Below are 19,923 nucleotides of genomic sequence, written 5' to 3'. Positions count from 1 at the left end.
ACACCTAACTACCCGGCCTTGGAGCATCCAGATAAAGTTATTGCATTTTACAAGCCTTTTCCGATATAATGTCCACTAAGAAAACACAAAAGTCTTTGAGGTGAGGACGTTCGTGAGAGAACGCTATTATTTGGTCCGGGAGGACATATTGCCTGATGCTGTACTTAAGACTATGCAGGTTAAACAATTGCTTGAGGCCGGGGATGCGAAGACCGTAAATGAAGGTGTAGAGCAGGTGGGATTAAGCCGAAGCGCTTTTTATAAATACAAGGATGGAATTCACTTGATCCATCAGCTCGAACGAGAGCGGATCGTTACGATTTCCATGGATTTGGAGCACGAATCTGGAATGCTTTCCAAGGTACTAGGCTCTGTAGCGGGACATGGGGCTAATGTGTTGACGATTCACCAGAGTATTCCGCTGCAAGGGCGGGCAAATGTGGTGATCTCCGTAGAAATTTCACACTTAAATGAGGAACTCGGAGAGATGCTGGATAGTCTGAAAGAGATTCCAGGAGTGAAGCGTGCTTTAATTGTTGGACAGGGATAGGAACTATATTCGTAAACTTTTAGGAGGAGACAGATGAAGCCGGTTAAAGTGGGGTTGCTGGGCCTGGGAACAGTAGGCACAGGTGTAGTTCGTATCGTGGAAGGGAATCAAGAGGATTTAAGCAGCCAGGTAGGCTCTTCAATTGTCATTGAACGTATAGCTGTGAATAATTCTAATAAACCACGCGAAATCGAGGTTGATCCTGCTAAAATAACGACAGATCCATGGGATGTGATTCGTGATCCTGAAATTGATGTCATCGTTGAAGTTATGGGGGGAATCGCGGGAACCAAAGAATATATTCTTGAAGCTTTGGAACGCGGTAAACATGTCGTAACTGCGAACAAGGATTTGATGGCGCTGCACGGCTCGGAGATTCTTGCTAAGGCGCAGGAGAAGCAATGTGATGTCTTTTATGAGGCTAGCGTAGCAGGAGGCATTCCGATTATCCGCACACTTATCGAGGGCTTTTCCTCAGATAAGATTATGAAGATTATAGGTATCGTGAATGGAACGACTAATTACATACTAACCAAAATGAGCCAAGAAGGCGCATCCTATAATGATGTGTTAAAAGAAGCGCAGGATCTGGGATACGCAGAGTCTGATCCAACCTCGGATGTGGAAGGCCTGGACGCTGCCCGCAAAATGGCGATTCTCGGAACCTTAGGTTTCCGTACTAATGTGGAGCTGCATGATGTAAGTGTGAGTGGGATTTCTCAGGTGAGTAAGGCGGATATCGCCTTTGCGAAACGTCTCGGATATGAAATTAAGCTGTTAGGCATCGCTGAACGTCAGGATGAAGAATTCAGCATCAGTGTTCAGCCAACCTTGATTCGGGCTAGTCATCCCTTGGCTTCCGTCAATGGCGTGTTCAACGCAGTTTACGTATACGGGGAAGCAGTGGGAGAGACCATGTTCTACGGTGCGGGTGCGGGCGCAATGCCAACTGCAACCTCAGTGGTAGCTGATTTGGTAGCTGTCATTAAGAACCTTAAACTAGGTGTGAATGGATTGAAGCAAAAAGTACCTTACAAGCAGAAAAAGCTTAAGAGTGATGAAGCTATTTTTTATAAAAACTTTTTGCTTCTGCATGTTGATGATAAAGCAGGGGTATTGGCTAAGATTACTCAAGTGTTTGCCGAATATGATGTAAGTTTGGATTCAGTAGTTCAGCAAGCCAATCCCAATAATCCTGATGCGGAGATCATTATTGTCACTCATAACGCTAGTAAAGCAAGCATGAACAAAGTGCTGCGCCATTTCGAGGAGCTGAAAGTCATCCGCCGGATTAAGAGCCATTATCGTGTGGAAGGTTAACCAAGCCACTGAACTAATACTTTCATATTTCAAAACATAGTAAGGAGATTGTACCTGTTATGAGTATTTACGGAAGAGCTAGGGTTAAAGTGCCTGCTAGTACTGCCAATCTTGGTCCGGGCTTCGATACTCTGGGTATGGCTTTGCCGCTATATGCCTGGATTGAGATGGAGGAAGCAGAGGAGACTGTTTTTCATCTATATGGTGATGAGATGAATGGAGTGGCTCAGGATAAGAGCAATTTACTCTATAAGGTCGCTCAAATGGTATTTGCAGAGGCAGGCGTTACGGTGCCTGAATTATCGATAACCATGTACTCGGAGATTCCGCTTACGCGTGGACTCGGCAGCAGTGCCTCAGCTATTATTGGCGGAATGGCCGCAGCGAACACAATGATTGGCTCTCCGCTGGATAATGCTAAGCTGTTTGATATGGCTACCCAGCTTGAGAAACATCCCGATAATGTGGGTGCCTCCTTGTTTGGCGGCATTATTACTGCCGTGTGGGATGGTGAACATGCGGATTATGTTCGGCTAGAACCACCACAAAATCTTGAGGTGCTGGTGGTTATTCCTGAATTCGAACTGGAAACCACAAAAGCGCGGGGATTGCTTCCAACAGAAATCTCAGTTAGTGATGCTGTGTACAACATTAGCAGAACCTCTCTATTGACGGCTTCGCTGGCATCAGGCCGGCTTGACCTGCTTAGCAGAGCGATGCAGGATCGCCTGCATCAGCCGTATCGTGCACCGCTTATACCGGGCATGGAGAAGCTGCTCGCAGAAGCTCCTGAACACGGTGCTTTAGGGATCGCACTTAGCGGTGCTGGACCGACTCTGCTATGTTTAGTGGATCGCCAAGAGACCCGTAAGAGTGAGCTTGAGGCCTTCTTGAAGAATACGATGCAGGAACATGGCATTTCCGCTCGGACCTGCTGGTTAACACCTTGTGCTTTTGGAGTTACTACAGAGCTGCTTGAAATAAACGAGATGCAAAACGTATCATTTTTGGATATGATAAAAGGAGTACGGTCATGAAATCAATAGCGGTATTGCCGCAGGGCTCGGTATCCCACGAAGCGCTGCTGCATTTGTTTAACGGTGAACCTGTAAAGCTTGTGCATCACAAGTTAATTTCCGATGTATTTCTCTCTACGGCGAATGGTACCACCGATTACAGCGTGATTCCGATTGAAAATACCATTGAAGGCTCAGTTAGTCTTCACATCGATTGGCTCATCAATGAAGTGGATCTGCCAATGCAGACGGAATGGATTTTTCCATCGATACAGAATCTTATCGGTAACCCAAGGGAATTCACAGATACAGACGGCAACAAGGATTTCACCAAGATGGTAAAAATCCTTTCGCATCCCGTAGCAATGGCACAATGTATGCAATTTGTTCGTAAGCATGCCCCTTGGGCTGAACTGGAGTCGGTTGGAAGTACCTCTGAAGCTGTAGAAATCGTCAAAAACAATCCCGGCAAGGGCTGGGCTGCTATCGGTACCGCTCTTGGCGCCGCTACTCATGGGCTGGAGATTGTAGATCGGCAAATTACAGATCACAACAACAATTACACACGGTTTGTCCTGGTGGGTCCACAGAAGATAGATCTTCCGCGGAGCAGCACAGGAGTAAAGACGAGTGTTCTAGTAACGCTGCCAGAGGATTTTCCAGGTGCCTTGCATCAGGTGCTTGCTGCTTTTTCCTGGCGGAAACTGAATTTATCGCGTATTGAATCACGACCAACGAAGAAGAAGCTGGGTACTTATTATTTTTATATTGATGTGCTGGAACCGATAGAATCTGTTCTGCTGCCAGGGGCTATTGAAGAAATTAGTGCTTTAGGCTGTCAGGTAAGGATTCTGGGCTCGTATCCCACATATACCTATGAGGAAGAGAAAGCGGAGGTGCAGTAAATTCATGGCTGAGCAATGGATCTATTTGGATGGACAACACGTAACGAAGGAAAATGCAAAGGTATCCGTTTTTGATCACGGTTTTTTGTATGGAGACGGTATTTTTGAAGGTATCCGTATCTATAACGGCAATATTTTTAAATGTAAAGAGCATTTGGACAGACTGTATGATTCGGCAAAATCGATCATGCTGGACATTCCGCTAACGTATGATGAGATGCTGGAAGCTATGGCTGAAACGATTCGTCTTAACGACATGCGTAACGGCTATATTCGACTGATCGTGTCCCGGGGACCAGGGAACTTAGGGCTTGATCCACGCCGTTGTCCAAAAGCTAGTGTAATTATTATCGTTGAGCAACTGGCTATTTACCCAGAACAAGCGTATTTGAACGGACTTCGTGCAGTTTCTGTGTCCCAACGCCGTAATATTCCGGATGCGCTCAATCCAAAGATCAAATCGCTTAATTACCTAAACAATATCCTAGTAAAAATCCAATCCAACTTGGCAGAAGCCGACGAAGCCATCATGATGAACGCTCAAGGTTATGTTACTGAGGGATCGGGCGATAACATTTTCATCATCAAAAATGGTGTAGTTTTCACTCCTCCATGTTACTTGGGAGCCCTTGAAGGAATTACCCGTCTGGCGATCATTGAGCTCTGTGAGAAATTAGGTATTAAACTGAAAGAAGAACCGTTCACAATGCATGATGTTTATATAGCGGACGAGGTGTTCTTCACTGGCACAGCTGCTGAGGTTATTGCAGCACGTGAAATTGACGGCCGGATCATTGGTGAAGGACAAGCGGGTCCAATCACTTTGAAGCTGCTCGAAGAGTTCCGTAATGTGGTTGATAAAGATGGCTATAAGGTTTGGGAATAAAGACTAATCATACAATGTAAATAGCATTGAATACGCATCAGAAGTCCTTTTATGCATACATGCAGAAGAAAACGGGAGTCTCCGGTTAATCTTTTCATGGATCATGAAAGGATTTTTTTTATTTCGGGGATGTCATTCGCCCATGGGCTGCATAAGATGTAGTAACGAAGGAGGCGGCTGTACCGCATATAACTTTGTAAGAGAGCAATGTTCCATGAAAAGGGTGTTTGCTTTCGAAGTCAGTTTTGCTGTGTAGCTGTAAAGAAAGCAATACTCCACAAAACTTTTAGGAGGTTAATGCTACGTGAAAATACACATTGTCAAACAAGGCGATAGTTTGTATGCATTATCGCAAAAGTACGGAGTGCCGTTACAAAAAATTATTGAAGCAAACCCGCAGATCAGTAATCCGAATGTGTTAGCGGTTGGAGACAAAGTAAAAATACCTACGGCCCCTGTATCCGTACCGGAGAACAGTGAAGTTTACTACAAGCACACCGTTAAACAAGGAGATACCTTGTGGAAATTATCTAAAGCCTGGGGAATTCCTTTGAAGGATATGGTTGAGGCCAATCCCCAACTAAAGAATCCAAATGTACTTATGTTAGGGGAAGTAGTTAATATTCCTAAAAAAGTATCCAATACCTCACCGACACAGCCTGGGTATACACCGTCTAACGCGTCAGAGAAAACGCAGGTGGGTGGCAAGGAATATACAGGTCCCAAAGAACAGCCTGCTGCTGAAGTAGTGCCTGCACCTAAACCAGAAACTAAACCAGAAGTAAAACCAGAGACCAAGCCAGAAGCTAAACCTGCACCTAAACCAGTGACAAATATCTCACCTGAATCCAATTCTGCACCACACCCATCGCTAAACATCGCCCCTATTAATACACAAAACATTGCACCCAATCCTGCGCCTAATATGCAAATGGAAGTTGCTCCTGTGCAAGAAATTGAAATGCAGAGTTTATTTGTTCAGATTACGGTTCCAAATCAAGAGCCGGTTGCTCAACAAGAAGCACCTAAAGCTGAGAAAAAAGCAGACAATGATTGCTCATGGGACAATTCCAACGGATACCCGGGACTGGGAGGAAATCCTTATCTCTATGATTCATATCAAAATAGCCCTAATATGAACATGAACTGGGCACCAAGTTATGTTCAGCCAATGGCTTATGCACCAGAATGTATTTCACCATGTTATTTTTCGGGCAATATGTATTCTAATATGAGTCCAGAACAGTGGAATCCGAATGCCGCGCCAAACATAAGCCCGGAACAGTGGAATCCAAATGCCGCGCCAAACATAAGCCCAGAGCAATGGAATCCCAATGCCGCGCCAAACATAAGCCCAGAACAATGGAATCCAAATGCTGCCCCTAATATGAGTCCAGGACAGTGGAATCCGATGGAGGCTAATGTTGCTGGCATGAATGTTGGCGGGGATTTCTCCCCGTATGCTGTTCCTCAATATGGAGGACAGACGCCGAACCTTCCTTGGCCAACTTGTGGGTGCGGAGGCGTGCATATTCAACCAGTGCAAACTTATTCATATGACATGCCTGTATATAACACCTATCCTGAATATGGGAATCCAAACGCTTTTTCCGCATATGGAGCAGGAATGCCTAATCAGGGAATGGTACCTACTTCTACGCTTGGAGCATTTGGTGGACCGGATAACTCTAATATTCCATCCAATCCGCAGTATCCAGGGATAGGTAATTATTCGCAGCATAATCGGGTGCCAGAAATTCAAGAACCTGAAGCGTTCGTGCAGGAATCTCCCGAAACGGCTAGAACAGAGACTGATGAGTCAACTTCTAACGCTTCTCTCAAGAATAAGGGGAATGTAGCAAAGGAAACAGTAACAGGCAAAAAAGCAAAGACTTCAGGTCAACCTAGCAGCAAGAAAAGCAAAGCTGCTACGAAATCTCAAGGTTCAGCAACGAGTACTAAAAAACGTAGAAATCCTTGGATTTCAAACTAATAAATTTATATATTAAGCCGTTGTTTGACTTACGTGTAGATTCTGTATCCTAAGAATCTACACGTTTTTTTATAGGTAAATAGGGATAAAAGATGTTAAATAAAGTGGGGCAAAAGCACTTATTTATAAAATATAAATTTTTAAGTATTGTTTTTATATAGGGATATATGGTACATTATAAATCCAGTCGCAAAGAGGAACTATAAAGCTTTCGGTTGGTGAGTGTTAATCTGAATTAGATTGCAAAGAACTTTGAAAAAAAGAGTTGCAATAAATCAGAAAGCATGATATATTATAAGAGTTGCTGCTGAGACATTAAACGGCGCCAACGAGAACTTGATCTTTGAAAACTGAACAACGAGTGAGTAGGAAATCACGCAAGTGAAATCCAAAATTAGAGAATTAATTTTCTCGTCAGATGTTTCAAAATGAGCATATCGCTCTTTTCAATACTAATTGGAGAGTTTGATCCTGGCTCAGGACGAACGCTGGCGGCGTGCCTAATACATGCAAGTCGAGCGGAGTTATTTTGAAAGCTTGCTTTCAAAATAACTTAGCGGCGGACGGGTGAGTAACACGTAGGCAACCTGCCCTTCAGACTGGGATAACTACCGGAAACGGTAGCTAATACCGGATAATTTCTTTTTTCTCCTGAGAGAAGAATGAAAGACGGAGCAATCTGTCACTGAGGGATGGGCCTGCGGCGCATTAGCTAGTTGGTGGGGTAACGGCCCACCAAGGCGACGATGCGTAGCCGACCTGAGAGGGTGAACGGCCACACTGGGACTGAGACACGGCCCAGACTCCTACGGGAGGCAGCAGTAGGGAATCTTCCGCAATGGGCGAAAGCCTGACGGAGCAACGCCGCGTGAGTGATGAAGGTTTTCGGATCGTAAAGCTCTGTTGCCAGGGAAGAACGTCCGGTAGAGTAACTGCTACCGGAGTGACGGTACCTGAGAAGAAAGCCCCGGCTAACTACGTGCCAGCAGCCGCGGTAATACGTAGGGGGCAAGCGTTGTCCGGAATTATTGGGCGTAAAGCGCGCGCAGGCGGCTATTTAAGTCTGGTGTTTAAACCTTGGGCTCAACCTGAGGTCGCACTGGAAACTGGGTGGCTTGAGTACAGAAGAGGAAAGTGGAATTCCACGTGTAGCGGTGAAATGCGTAGATATGTGGAGGAACACCAGTGGCGAAGGCGACTTTCTGGGCTGTAACTGACGCTGAGGCGCGAAAGCGTGGGGAGCAAACAGGATTAGATACCCTGGTAGTCCACGCCGTAAACGATGAGTGCTAGGTGTTAGGGGTTTCGATACCCTTGGTGCCGAAGTTAACACAGTAAGCACTCCGCCTGGGGAGTACGGTCGCAAGACTGAAACTCAAAGGAATTGACGGGGACCCGCACAAGCAGTGGAGTATGTGGTTTAATTCGAAGCAACGCGAAGAACCTTACCAGGTCTTGACATCCCTCTGAATCTGCTAGAGATAGCAGCGGCCTTCGGGACAGAGGAGACAGGTGGTGCATGGTTGTCGTCAGCTCGTGTCGTGAGATGTTGGGTTAAGTCCCGCAACGAGCGCAACCCTTAACTTTAGTTGCCAGCAAGTAATGTTGGGCACTCTAGAGTGACTGCCGGTGACAAACCGGAGGAAGGTGGGGATGACGTCAAATCATCATGCCCCTTATGACCTGGGCTACACACGTACTACAATGGCCGGTACAACGGGAAGCGAAGCCGCGAGGTGGAGCCAATCCCATCAAAGCCGGTCTCAGTTCGGATTGCAGGCTGCAACTCGCCTGCATGAAGTCGGAATTGCTAGTAATCGCGGATCAGCATGCCGCGGTGAATACGTTCCCGGGTCTTGTACACACCGCCCGTCACACCACGAGAGTTTACAACACCCGAAGTCGGTGGGGTAACCCGCAAGGGAGCCAGCCGCCGAAGGTGGGGTAGATGATTGGGGTGAAGTCGTAACAAGGTAGCCGTATCGGAAGGTGCGGCTGGATCACCTCCTTTCTATGGAGAATCGTTCTCTGCAATGAGAACATTCAAATCGGAAGCTCAGCTTCCAAAACTCAGGTTTAGGCCTGTTACTCACTCGTTGCTCAGTTTTGAGAGTTTAAGCTCTCAAGTAAGACTTGATCCTTGAAAACTGGATACCGAAACGAATTTGCGTTTTAGAACATCTTTTAGCAACTTGTGCAAACAAGTAAATGTTATTAGTGAGATGATTCCAAAGAGAATGTCATCGTATGATATTTTCCTGCGGAAAAATCAAGGTTAAGCTAATAAGAGCACACGGAGGATGCCTAGGCGCCAGGAGCCGACGAAGGACGTGGCGAACAACGAAACTGCCTCGGGGAGCTGTAAGCAAGCTTTGATCCGGGGGTGTCCGAATGGGGAAACCCAGCTGTGGTAATTCGCAGTTACTCATTTCTGAATACATAGGAAATGTAGAGGCAGACCAGGGGAACTGAAACATCTAAGTACCCTGAGGAAGAGAAAACAATAGTGATTCCGTCAGTAGCGGCGAGCGAACGCGGAACAGCCTAAACCTAAGAGCTTGCTCTTAGGGGTTGTGGGACGTCTCACATGGAGTTACAAAGGAATATGGTAGGCGAAGAGGTCTGGAAAGGCCCGCGATAGAGGTAAAAGCCCTGTAACCTAAACTGTGTTCTCTCCGAGACGGATCCCGAGTAGTGCGGGGCACGTGAAACCCCGTATGAATCCAGCAGGACCATCTGCTAAGGCTAAATACTACCTGGCGACCGATAGTGAAACAGTACCGTGAGGGAAAGGTGAAAAGCACCCCGGAAGGGGAGTGAAATAGAACCTGAAACCGTGTGCTTACAAAAAGTCAGAGCCCTATTAATGGGTGATGGCGTGCCTTTTGTAGAATGAACCGGCGAGTTACGTTTAACATGCAAGGTTAAGCCGAGAAGGTGGAGCCGCAGCGAAAGCGAGTCTGAATAGGGCGAATTAGTATGTGGACGTAGACCCGAAACCGTGTGATCTACCCCTGTCCAGGGTGAAGGTGCGGTAACACGCACTGGAGGCCCGAACCCACGTACGTTGAAAAGTGCGGGGATGAGGTGGGGGTAGCGGAGAAATTCCAATCGAACTCGGAGATAGCTGGTTCTCCCCGAAATAGCTTTAGGGCTAGCCTCGGTATAAGAGTAGTGGAGGTAGAGCACTGATTGGGTGCGGGGTCCGCAAGGATTACCAAGCTCAGTCAAACTCCGAATGCCATATACTTATTGCCGGGAGTCAGACAGTGAGTGCTAAGATCCATTGTCAAAAGGGAAACAGCCCAGACCATCAGCTAAGGTCCCCAAGTGTGTGTTAAGTGGGAAAGGATGTGGAGTTGCACAGACAACCAGGATGTTGGCTTAGAAGCAGCCACCATTGAAAGAGTGCGTAATAGCTCACTGGTCGAGTGACTCTGCGCCGAAAATGTAACGGGGCTAAACACACCACCGAAGCTATGGCTAGATGCTTTGCATCTGGGGTAGGGGAGCGTTGTGTAGGGGTTGAAGGTGTACTGAAAAGAGCGCTGGACACTACACAAGTGAGAATGCCGGTATGAGTAACGAAAAGATCAGTGAGAATCTGATCCGCCGAAAGCCCAAGGTTTCCTGAGGAAGGCTCGTCCGCTCAGGGTAAGTCGGGACCTAAGGCGAGGCCGAAAGGCGTAGTCGAAGGACAACAGTTTGAAATTACTGTACCACCGTAATCCGCTATGAGCGATGGGGTGACGCAGGAGGGTAGTGACGCGGACTGATGGATGTCCGTCTAAGCAGTGAGGCTGATGTGTAGGCAAATCCGCACATCATTAAGGCTGGGCTGTGATGGGGAGCGAAAATTGTAGTAGCGAAGGTCATGATCTCACACTGCCAAGAAAAGCCTCTAGCCAGGAGAAGGTGCCCGTACCGCAAACCGACACAGGTAGGCGAGAAGAGAATTCTAAGGCGCGCGGAAGAACTCTCGTTAAGGAACTCGGCAAAATGACCCCGTAACTTCGGGAGAAGGGGTGCCCCGGTAGTGTGAATAGCACGAGGGGGCCGCAGTGAAAAGGCCCAAGCGACTGTTTAGCAAAAACACAGGTCTGTGCGAAGCCGCAAGGCGAAGTATACGGGCTGACGCCTGCCCGGTGCTGGAAGGTTAAGGGGAGTGGTTAGGGGTAACCCGAAGCTATGAACCGAAGCCCCAGTAAACGGCGGCCGTAACTATAACGGTCCTAAGGTAGCGAAATTCCTTGTCAGGTAAATTCTGACCCGCACGAATGGCGTAACGACTTGGGCGCTGTCTCAACGAGAGATCCGGTGAAATTTTAATACCTGTGAAGATGCAGGTTACCCGCGACAAGACGGAAAGACCCCATGGAGCTTTACTGCAGCTTGATATTGAATTTGGGTACGATCTGTACAGGATAGGTGGGAGCCGTAGAAATCGGAGCGCAAGCTTCGGTGGAGGCGCCGTTGGGATACCACCCTGATCGTATCTAGGTTCTAACCTAGTACCCTTATCGGGTACGGGGACCGTGTCAGGCGGGCAGTTTGACTGGGGCGGTCGCCTCCTAAAGAGTAACGGAGGCGTTCCAAGGTTCCCTCAGAATGGTTGGAAATCATTCGCAGAGTGCAAAGGCATAAGGGAGCTTGACTGCGAGACCTACAAGTCGAGCAGGGACGAAAGTCGGACTTAGTGATCCGGTGGTACCGCATGGAAGGGCCATCGCTCAACGGATAAAAGCTACCCTGGGGATAACAGGCTTATCTCCCCCAAGAGTCCACATCGACGGGGAGGTTTGGCACCTCGATGTCGGCTCATCGCATCCTGGGGCTGAAGTAGGTCCCAAGGGTTGGGCTGTTCGCCCATTAAAGCGGTACGCGAGCTGGGTTCAGAACGTCGTGAGACAGTTCGGTCCCTATCTGTCGTGGGCGCAGGAAATTTGAGAGGAGCTGTCCTTAGTACGAGAGGACCGGGATGGACGTACCGCTGGTGCACCAGTTGTTCCGCCAGGAGCATGGCTGGGTAGCTACGTACGGACGGGATAAGCGCTGAAAGCATCTAAGCGTGAAGCCCCCCTCAAGATGAGATTTCCCAATTAGTAAGACCCCTTGAAGACGACGAGGTAGATAGGTTGGAGGTGGAAGTGCAGCAATGCATGGAGCTGACCAATACTAATCGGTCGAGGGCTTATCCTATACGTAGAATGCAGATTCGTTTCGGATTCAGTTTTCAGGCATCAAGCTCAGATTTATATAGTCCAAGTGACTGTATGATGATGAATTTGTTTTCAGCATTTGGCGATGCTGAGACCTGAATAATGCATTTGTACCGCAAATGCCCGTTTGGTGGCGATAGCGGAGGGGTTCCACACGTACCCATCCCGAACACGACCGTTAAGCCCTCCAGCGCCGATGGTACTTGGACCGAAGGGTCCTGGGAGAGTAGGACGTTGCCAAGCACGCAAGACCACTGTTGAGTAATCGACAGTGGTCTTTTTGTTGTACGATATTTAGCAGCTTATTATAAGGATAGGCAATCACTGTGAAGTGGTTTTTGAATGAAAATTAGTATCATGGAGGCAAATGATCATGATTATATGGATAAATGGTGCTTTTGGTCCAGCGAAGACAGAAACCGCAAATGAAATTTATCGAAGAAAAATATAGCTAGCGAATATGATGGAATAATTATCGTACCTATGACCCTAGTGAATCCGGATTATTGCAGGGAAATCATCGGCAAGTTAATTGATGGAGGTATAGAGCTTTATCATTTTAGTTTGTGTGCCTCCCGAGAGACCTTGCTTAAGAGATTAAGCATTAGAGTGAAGGAAAAGACTCTTGGGCTGCTCAGCAGATCGACAGGTGCATCAGAGGGCTTGATCACGAGGTATTTAAGCAGCATCTAGACACGAATGATAGAACTATAGGTGAAATCGTTGAGATAATAGCTCAAAAGCTTCATATCAATCTATTACCTAGGGAAGAGTAAAAAGAAAAATAATTAGTTTAGGTATTGCTATACTTAATAATACATGATATAATCTTTTTTGTTGTCAAAACAATTTGTTTTTAAAACGGCCCGTTGGTCAAGGGGTTAAGACACCTCCCTTTCACGGAGGTAACATGGGTTCGAATCCCATACGGGTCACCACTTCTTCTTGAAACAGCATCAGACTTCTAGAAAAAATGGTTGCATTACAGATTTGATTATGTTATGATAATTAAGTTGCTTCTTTATATGGAGGCTTAGCTCAGCTGGGAGAGCATCTGCCTTACAAGCAGAGGGTCGGGGGTTCGATCCCCTCAGCCTCCACCATAACACATCCCCAAAAGTGAAGTTAATGCTTCACTGAGGATTCCGGATACTTTCCGGGGGATCCAAGGGAATTAATACTTTTTTTACTGACGCGGGGTGGAGCAGCCCGGTAGCTCGTCGGGCTCATAACCCGAAGGTCGCAGGTTCAAATCCTGCCCCCGCAACCAATTTTCATTAAGCAATTATTCTTCTGGAACCGTGGTGTAGTTGGCCTAACATGCCTGCCTGTCACGCAGGAGACCGCGGGTTCGAATCCCGTCGGTTCCGCCATTTTCTTGCTTTATGAGCCATTAGCTCAGTTGGTAGAGCACCTGACTTTTAATCAGGGTGTCGAAGGTTCGAGTCCTTCATGGCTCACTTCTTTAGTGAGTCGGACATCAATACATACCGTGTGCGGACGTGGCTCAGCGGTAGAGCATCGCCTTGCCAAGGCGAGGGTCGCGGGTTCGATTCCCGTCGTCCGCTCCATATAAATTTTGCGCCCTTAGCTCAGCTGGATAGAGCGTTTGACTACGAATCAAAAGGCCGGGAGTTCGAATCTCTCAGGGCGCGCCATATTTTAACTTAATACTTTGCCGGTGTGGCGGAATGGCAGACGCGCTCGACTCAAAATCGAGAGGGAAACCGTGGAGGTTCGAGTCCTCTCACCGGTATATCGAAAAAAACTTGTAAGATTGCTTCCAGCAATTTTACAAGTTTTTTTTATTTTCTAAATATAGCTATTTAGAGTGGTCTTTTTGTTTCGCTGAATGCTTCTAGTAGCATATATTGTGAATCATACATCACTTCCATAATAAGGTGGATAAACTATTATTATGTATTATAATGTAAATTAAAGGGAGTGAGAATATTCATGTTCTTCACCATCCTATCTACTGTAGAAGTTAACGAGGATGTTGTATTTCTAACAGAGCTATACGATAGGTATTATCCTATTATGAAAAAGAAGGCTTATGAGATCTTGCAGGACTATGATGTTGTTGATGATATGATACAGGAGTCCTTCGTCAGACTAATCAGTAAAGCCGCATTATTGCGTTCCCTAGACCTGCATAAACAAGTATCCTATCTGGTCCATACCGTACATAATACTAGTATTAATCATGCGAAGCAGCGCAAAAGACATCTGAATCATACCTCTTCAGGGATAACCGCTGACAGTATAGAGCAAATAGCCGACAAGCAGCCTAGCATCGAGGAGATGTATAGCCTCAAGGAGGATTACACAGAGATTGCCAAGATACTCAGTGAGTTATCAGAACGGGATCAGACTTTATTGTATAACAAGTACATTCTTGAATGGAGTGATCACAAGCTTGCTGCTTCTATGGATGTCCAAGCGGTGAATATTAGATCTTATTTGACCAGAGCCAGGCGCAGAGCAATGAAGCTGCTTCTTAAGAATGGCGGAAGTGGAGTATGAAGAAACATCTGAATAAGAAAAAAATAGAGGGGAATTACGAAGAAATCTTTATTTGCATGACCTTAGAGAGTAGAATATGCTGAACCTGCTGTACAGGAGAAGATAATAATACCCTTTATAGTATATCTCGGTGACATCTGTTTCGCTGACTATCGAGAGTGGGAGAACAATAAAGATTTATACGGATTATGATACTTCTATTACTCTCACCCTACAAAAGAGGTAAAACAGCAGCAATCAATGGTCTGATGTGAAGTCTTGGACCTAGTCTTTCTCGAGCATGGGCTCACATGCTTCGAACGGGTTTAACTATGTCAATTCCGGGAATACCTACCGGGTGGTACATATAACAAAATTTGTGGAAAATAGTACGGTTCTGGAGACAATAAACTCCTATTCGTATGAATTCAAGTATTAAGACTCCGATTCTAGCCTAGCAAAAAAGAGCAGCGCTTATGCTGCTCTTTTTTGATTTAGAGTGTTGCAGGTTTCTATGCGAAGTTGTCTATTAAAATATGGGGCTCGGTTTAGTCTTATCAAGTAGAGTTTTCGCCTACTAAACTTCATAACCTAGATGTGGTAAGACCGAAAGTAACATATTAAAAAATTAATGTGTTGATATTTTTTTAATATGTTACTATAATAATATTCAAGAGTTGTATTTTAATGGCAGGAGGTAATGAAATGGATCTATATAAAGATAACTTCGAAAACTTTTCAGAACTCTTTAATTACATCCAAGAATACAAAAAAGAAAAACCAGCACAAACAGCACTTTCCATAGGGAAGATATTCTCTGAACATAACTTTTACTACTTCTACGATAGTGGTACAAGTAAGGTTGTGATGCTTGACAATGATATAGCTCAGTTATTTGAATTGTTAATTTCCTCTAATAAAAGCTTAGATGAATTAAATCAATATATTTATGCTCACAACGTTAATGTAGATGAATTAATGACTTCAATTAATGAGGAGGATTTATTCAAAGGATTCAAAATTAAGCACTTATATAATGACATATCCCTAGAGTATATAAAAAATGAAATGAATACAGGGACAACGCAACTCATTTTAGAATTAACTGGAAAATGCAACATGCGTTGTCGCTATTGTATATACCATGATGGGTATCCTCACAATCGGGCGTTTACTTCAAAAAGAATGTCATCTGATACGGCGCTTAAATCTATTGATTACATGAAACTTTATGGGGATCAGCAGGAAGTTTCTATTACTTTTTACGGTGGAGAGCCTTTACTTGAATTCGAGCTATTAAAAGAAGTTATTGAATACTCGAAGGTTGCTTTAGCAGGAAGGACTATACAATTTTCTTTTACTACTAACTTGTCTGTATTAACCCCCAAAATGGCTGAATATTTTTCTACCGTTGACAATTTATCTATTCTTTGTAGCATTGATGGTCCCAAAGAAATACATGATATGTATCGAGTCTATAAGAATGGCTCAGGCTCATTTGATGACGTTTTCAAGAAATTCAAATTATTAAATAGTGTAGCTAGAAAAAATGGTAAGGAAATGCACATAAGTGCAAATGCGGTGTACATGCCTCCGTTTAGCGAAGAAAAGGTTTCTCAAATAGATGACTTTTTTACAAATTTAGATTTTACTCATGAAGATTTCCGATATCAATTAGGTTATGCCGGTCCTGGTACTGTGCCTGAAGAATTGCTTAAAAGCTCCGATTATAATGACCAATCGCTACGACAATGGCAGGATAAGCAAATCAGTATTACTAGCAATTTGGAAGAAATTAAAGAACAAACTATCTTTAATTCACTTGATAGAATTCATAAAAGAAGCGTAACAAAAAGAGCTACTAATTTTGTGCCAATGAACGGTTGTTGTGTTGTTGGATCCCGACGATTATTTGTTTCCGCAGATGGCGATTTTCTCGCATGTGAAAGGATAGGAAACAGTCCTTCAATAGGAAATATAAATCAAGGGATTATTGAGGAAAAGATTTATAAAAAATATGTTTATGAATTTTCCGAAGTTTGGGAAAATATTTGCTCTGATTGTTGGGCTGCTAAACTTTGTAGTAGTTGTTATGTAGACAGAATGGATTCTTCGGGAGTCAGGGAACCTGATCTTGCAGAGTGTGAATATTATAGAAGTACAACAGAACGTAGTTTAAGGAATTATCACAACTTACTTAGGACATCACCGGAACAATTAGCAATCTTTAACGAAGATGTTCTTTTATAACAATTAATTTCTCGGTTTAATTGTTCTCATTTAAACCTGGATAAATACATAATGAAAGGAGGTGAGAATATGCTGAAAATTATGAATCCATATCAACAGCAAGCTATTGACAATGAGAGCATAGCTTTTCGTGCGCCATGTGTGTGTAACTCTAAATTAGCGAACCAAGCAGCTACTAAGGTTTCAGGAACTGGTTGTCAATGCTCTTGCATCGGTTCTGTAAATGAAGCGGCTAACCAAGACGCAGCAAGAAACTAGTTTTACAAACCAGCAGTATGTGTAATTCTCAATTAACGAACTATTCAGTTAAATAAAATTTCAGAACCTGATTGTAATTGCTCTTGCGTCGGTTCTGTAAACAACGCGTATAACTCCGACGCGGCAAGAAATTGAGTTTCACAATACAACAGTGTCTTCGTCCAATACCGACGAAGACACTGTTGTATTCAAATCTAAGGTTGTTAGACTGGAGTTACTCTTCAGAAGGCTATGACCTATATTGAAATACAATATCCATACCACATTATTCTTCAGGGTTTAGTCACGTCCTTAGTACTTAGAACACAATTAATACTGGAGGATAATTGAGATGAAGAAATTCAACAATTTTAGACACTTTAGTAACTACTTTGCTATTATAAAAACTACTCTAAGCGTATTATTCGCCTCTTCAAAAAAATACTTCATATTAATTTTAGTTTTAAGTTCTGTTATGGCTTTACCTGATATCATAAACTTAATTGTATGGCAGCATATAATAGATCAAATAGGTTCTCTTTTAATAAATGACAACAAAGATTATATTATCATAATATATCTCTTTCTTCTTCATTTCATTATTGTACTAATAAAATTAATTATTAATAAAACTACAAATTATGTAAAGGAAATTTATACTGTATTAGTTGATAAGTATATAACAAATAAAACTATTGAAATTGTAGACAGCATGGAAATGCAAGATTTCGAAGATCCAAGACTACATAATGACATCCAAAAAACAAATGACGAGTCAACAGTGAGAAGTATAGGTATTTTGAATAACATTGTTGAGATTATCATGAATATGACTTTATTCGTTGGTACAATAAGTATATTGGCATCTTACCAGATAAGTATAGTGATTATCATCATACTATCAATAGTCCCAAGTACAATAATTAATTTAAAATCTATGTCAAAGTTATTTGAAGTATATGATAAACGATATGAAAAAACTAGGTACTATAGTTCTTTAAAGGATATGATAGTTACATATGAAAATTTCAAAGAAATGAAATTATTTTCCAACATATCTTTTATACAGAATATCATTAATAATATTTTTGAAAAGATAATTGAGCAAGATAAAAATGTAAAAAGAACTTTGACTATAAAATCTACAGTAGGTGATTCTATTCAACATTTACTGACCTATTTATTGAAAATAATTATAGTTGTTAATGGTATTATGAGTAAACTGTCAATCGGTGTGATCATAATGAGTATTGAAACTGCTACCAAGCTGCAAAATGCTTTGATCAATTTAATAAGCTGTGCTTTGACACTATATGAAAATTGTTTGTATTTATTGAGCTTTGAGAGGTTAAACAAAATAAATTCAATAAAAAGCGAGGAAGTTAGGGAGGATTTAATAAAGGATTTTGTCGTGGATTCAATTGAGTTTATAGGAGTTTATTTTAAATATCCAAGCTCATGTAACCATATATTAGAAGATATAAATTTGACATTAAAAAAGGGATTTGATTATGCAGTTGTCGGATATAACGGAAGTGGAAAAACTACGTTGATCAAGATCATTTTAGGGTTATATGCACCAACAAAAGGCGAGATATTAATCAATGGCATTAATAGAACTATGTACGACAAGAAAGCCTATTTTGAGAAAATGAGCGCGATGTTCCAGGATTTTGTGAAGTTTCCGCTTACAATAAGAGAAAATATTGGAATTTCAATGGTTGATAATATTAACAATATGCCAGTTATAATAGAAGCTTCCGTCTTAGGTCAAGCACATGATTTTATTAATGAATTAAATAGGAAATTTGATACAAATTTATTGATTGGATGGGAAAATAGTGAGGATATTTCAACAGGACAATGGCAAAGACTTGCTATCTCAAGAAGTTTCGTCCGGGAAGCAGACGTTATGGTATTTGATGAACCAACAGCAGCTTTAGATGCTAAGACAGAAAGTGAAGTCTTTGAAAATATGGTAAATAAAAAAACAGAGAGGATTAATATAATTATTACTCATAGATTCACTAATATAAAAAATATTGATCAAATAATTGTAATACACGAAGGAAAAGTAGACGCTGTGGGTGATCATGATTTTCTGATTAGCAATAATAAAATATATGCGGAGCTGTATGACATTCAAGCAGACAACTATAAAGGATTCATTAAAGAGCCTGCTCTTGCAGGTGAGTTGTTGAAATAATATAAAGAGCTCAAAGCAGTAATCAGTGCTTGACAAAGTGTCCAAAAGGTGAAAATGGAAAAACATCTGATACTCCTGTATTGTTGTAATTCTCGAAGAAGGAATAAACAGATGTCTATATAATATATCAACAAAATGCTTGACATACTTAATTTTTCAGTTTTCATACTCGTCCTATATGAATTTTATCTTTAACTACGGTGAGATTAAACTTGGATTTATATAACTACTTCAATTCTTTTAAACAATCTAACTCATTATTTTCTTTAAAATGTTCTACAAAGTTCGATACTGAAAAATTCTTAGCATTTATTTTTAAAATTTGCAACTGATATGCAGCATATTGTTCTGCACTTATAACAGGCTTATAACTTCTTGTTAGTACGGTGCCACTATATACAATGTCAGAAATTTCAATATATTCCTTTTTCAATAAATTCCGAACCGCTGCTTGAACGGTATTAATACCCAATCCATCCCCTTTATCTGCGATGGCTGATGCGGTTAAATTTCCGCCATCTCGCCAAAAAACCAATAACACATCTTGTTCTTTTTGACTGATTCTAGGCAGTTTTTTCATTTCATTCACCTTTCATATAGTAGGTTGTGTTTATTATAATTGCTAAATTGCAATATATCAATCTTAAAATAGTGACATCATATTTTTTTATTCTTAAAATTTACTGGTTTGTTATTGGAGCATATTAAGGGATATATGAGTGATTTACAAAGAAAGAATCAACGTTAGGCAATACCAACATTGCAGTAAAATATTTAGATGATATTTTTTTGATGTCACTATTTATTTGAAACATTTTATATATAACGCTCGGTTG

At 42.7% G+C, this 19,923-nt stretch carries 11 protein-coding genes, 8 tRNA genes and 3 rRNA genes; 21 read left to right on the top strand and 1 reads right to left on the bottom strand.

The annotated features are described in order from the left end of the window. Positions 1 to 112: 112 nt before the first annotated feature. The 21 genes from NSQ55_RS24045 to NSQ55_RS23945 all read left to right on the top strand — a co-directional run bounded on the left by NSQ55_RS24045 (position 113) and on the right by NSQ55_RS23945 (position 19,087). Positions 113 to 550 carry an ACT domain-containing protein gene (locus NSQ55_RS24045; protein ID WP_038573029.1) on the top strand — a complete coding sequence of 146 codons (438 nt, stop codon included), beginning with the start codon at positions 113 to 115 and terminating at the stop codon, positions 548 to 550. A 33-nt stretch (positions 551 to 583) separates the two neighbouring features. Further along, entirely contained in the window at positions 584 to 1,870 is a 1,287-nt protein-coding gene (locus NSQ55_RS24040) for a homoserine dehydrogenase (protein ID WP_036685184.1), read from the top strand. Positions 1,871 to 1,929: 59 nt separating this feature from the next. Further along, entirely contained in the window at positions 1,930 to 2,907 is a 978-nt protein-coding gene (gene thrB / locus NSQ55_RS24035; RefSeq protein WP_339169453.1) for a homoserine kinase, read from the top strand. Continuing rightward, a complete protein-coding gene (gene pheA, locus NSQ55_RS24030; RefSeq protein WP_036685188.1) occupies positions 2,904 to 3,791 on the top strand; it encodes a prephenate dehydratase in 888 nt (295 codons plus the stop codon). Before thrB ends, pheA begins: the two co-directional genes overlap by 4 nt. A 4-nt stretch (positions 3,792 to 3,795) precedes the next feature. Further along, positions 3,796 to 4,677 (top strand): branched-chain-amino-acid transaminase, encoded by an 882-nt coding sequence (gene ilvE / locus NSQ55_RS24025; protein WP_036685189.1) that lies wholly within the window; start codon positions 3,796 to 3,798, stop codon positions 4,675 to 4,677. Between the two features lie 304 nt (positions 4,678 to 4,981). Continuing rightward, complete coding sequence (locus NSQ55_RS24020; protein ID WP_339169445.1) at positions 4,982 to 6,670, top strand: LysM peptidoglycan-binding domain-containing protein; 1,689 nt, start codon at positions 4,982 to 4,984, stop codon at positions 6,668 to 6,670. Between the two features lie 453 nt (positions 6,671 to 7,123). Beyond that, positions 7,124 to 8,681 (top strand): 16S ribosomal RNA (locus tag NSQ55_RS24015). 262 nt (positions 8,682 to 8,943) lie between these two features. Then, positions 8,944 to 11,869: ribosomal RNA gene (locus NSQ55_RS24010) — 23S ribosomal RNA — on the top strand. Between the two features lie 146 nt (positions 11,870 to 12,015). Next, positions 12,016 to 12,132, top strand: a 5S ribosomal RNA gene (rrf, locus tag NSQ55_RS24005). The 16S, 23S and 5S rRNA genes sit together here, the layout of an rRNA operon. Positions 12,133 to 12,752: 620 nt before the next feature. Continuing rightward, positions 12,753 to 12,827, top strand: a tRNA-Glu gene (locus tag NSQ55_RS24000). Positions 12,828 to 12,916: 89 nt separating this feature from the next. Further along, positions 12,917 to 12,992 (top strand) — tRNA-Val (locus NSQ55_RS23995). Positions 12,993 to 13,082: 90 nt separating this feature from the next. Then, positions 13,083 to 13,159, top strand: a tRNA-Met gene (locus NSQ55_RS23990). Between the two features lie 25 nt (positions 13,160 to 13,184). Beyond that, positions 13,185 to 13,262: transfer RNA gene (locus NSQ55_RS23985), tRNA-Asp, on the top strand. A gap of 14 nt (positions 13,263 to 13,276) precedes the next feature. Further along, positions 13,277 to 13,349: transfer RNA gene (locus tag NSQ55_RS23980), tRNA-Lys, on the top strand. A gap of 36 nt (positions 13,350 to 13,385) precedes the next feature. Beyond that, positions 13,386 to 13,460: transfer RNA gene (locus tag NSQ55_RS23975), tRNA-Gly, on the top strand. A gap of 10 nt (positions 13,461 to 13,470) precedes the next feature. Continuing rightward, positions 13,471 to 13,547 (top strand) — tRNA-Arg (locus tag NSQ55_RS23970). 19 nt (positions 13,548 to 13,566) lie between these two features. Next, a tRNA-Leu gene (locus NSQ55_RS23965) sits at positions 13,567 to 13,645 on the top strand. 200 nt (positions 13,646 to 13,845) lie between these two features. After that, positions 13,846 to 14,415: a sigma-70 family RNA polymerase sigma factor gene (locus tag NSQ55_RS23960; RefSeq protein ID WP_036687464.1), complete on the top strand. Its 570-nt coding sequence runs from the start codon at positions 13,846 to 13,848 to the stop codon at positions 14,413 to 14,415. Positions 14,416 to 15,099: 684 nt separating this feature from the next. Next, positions 15,100 to 16,644 carry a radical SAM protein gene (locus NSQ55_RS23955; protein WP_076130852.1) on the top strand — a complete coding sequence of 515 codons (1,545 nt, stop codon included), beginning with the start codon at positions 15,100 to 15,102 and terminating at the stop codon, positions 16,642 to 16,644. Between the two features lie 69 nt (positions 16,645 to 16,713). Next, positions 16,714 to 16,902, top strand: a complete 189-nt coding sequence (locus NSQ55_RS23950; RefSeq protein WP_036687467.1) for a hypothetical protein — start codon at positions 16,714 to 16,716, stop codon at positions 16,900 to 16,902. A 331-nt stretch (positions 16,903 to 17,233) separates the two neighbouring features. Beyond that, a complete protein-coding gene (locus NSQ55_RS23945; RefSeq protein WP_036687469.1) occupies positions 17,234 to 19,087 on the top strand; it encodes an ABC transporter ATP-binding protein in 1,854 nt (617 codons plus the stop codon). Between the two features lie 226 nt (positions 19,088 to 19,313). Here NSQ55_RS23945 and NSQ55_RS23940 read toward each other — a convergent pair whose 3' ends face one another. Then, entirely contained in the window at positions 19,314 to 19,667 is a 354-nt protein-coding gene (locus NSQ55_RS23940; protein ID WP_051491512.1) for a BlaI/MecI/CopY family transcriptional regulator, read from the bottom strand. Positions 19,668 to 19,923: the final 256 nt, after the last annotated feature.

This window comes from Paenibacillus sp. FSL H7-0943, assembly GCF_037963265.1.
Classification (GTDB): domain Bacteria; phylum Bacillota; class Bacilli; order Paenibacillales; family Paenibacillaceae; genus Paenibacillus_AQ; species Paenibacillus_AQ odorifer.
The sequence above is the reverse complement of the archived record's forward strand: the minus strand, read 5'-3'. Positions and strand labels throughout refer to the sequence as shown.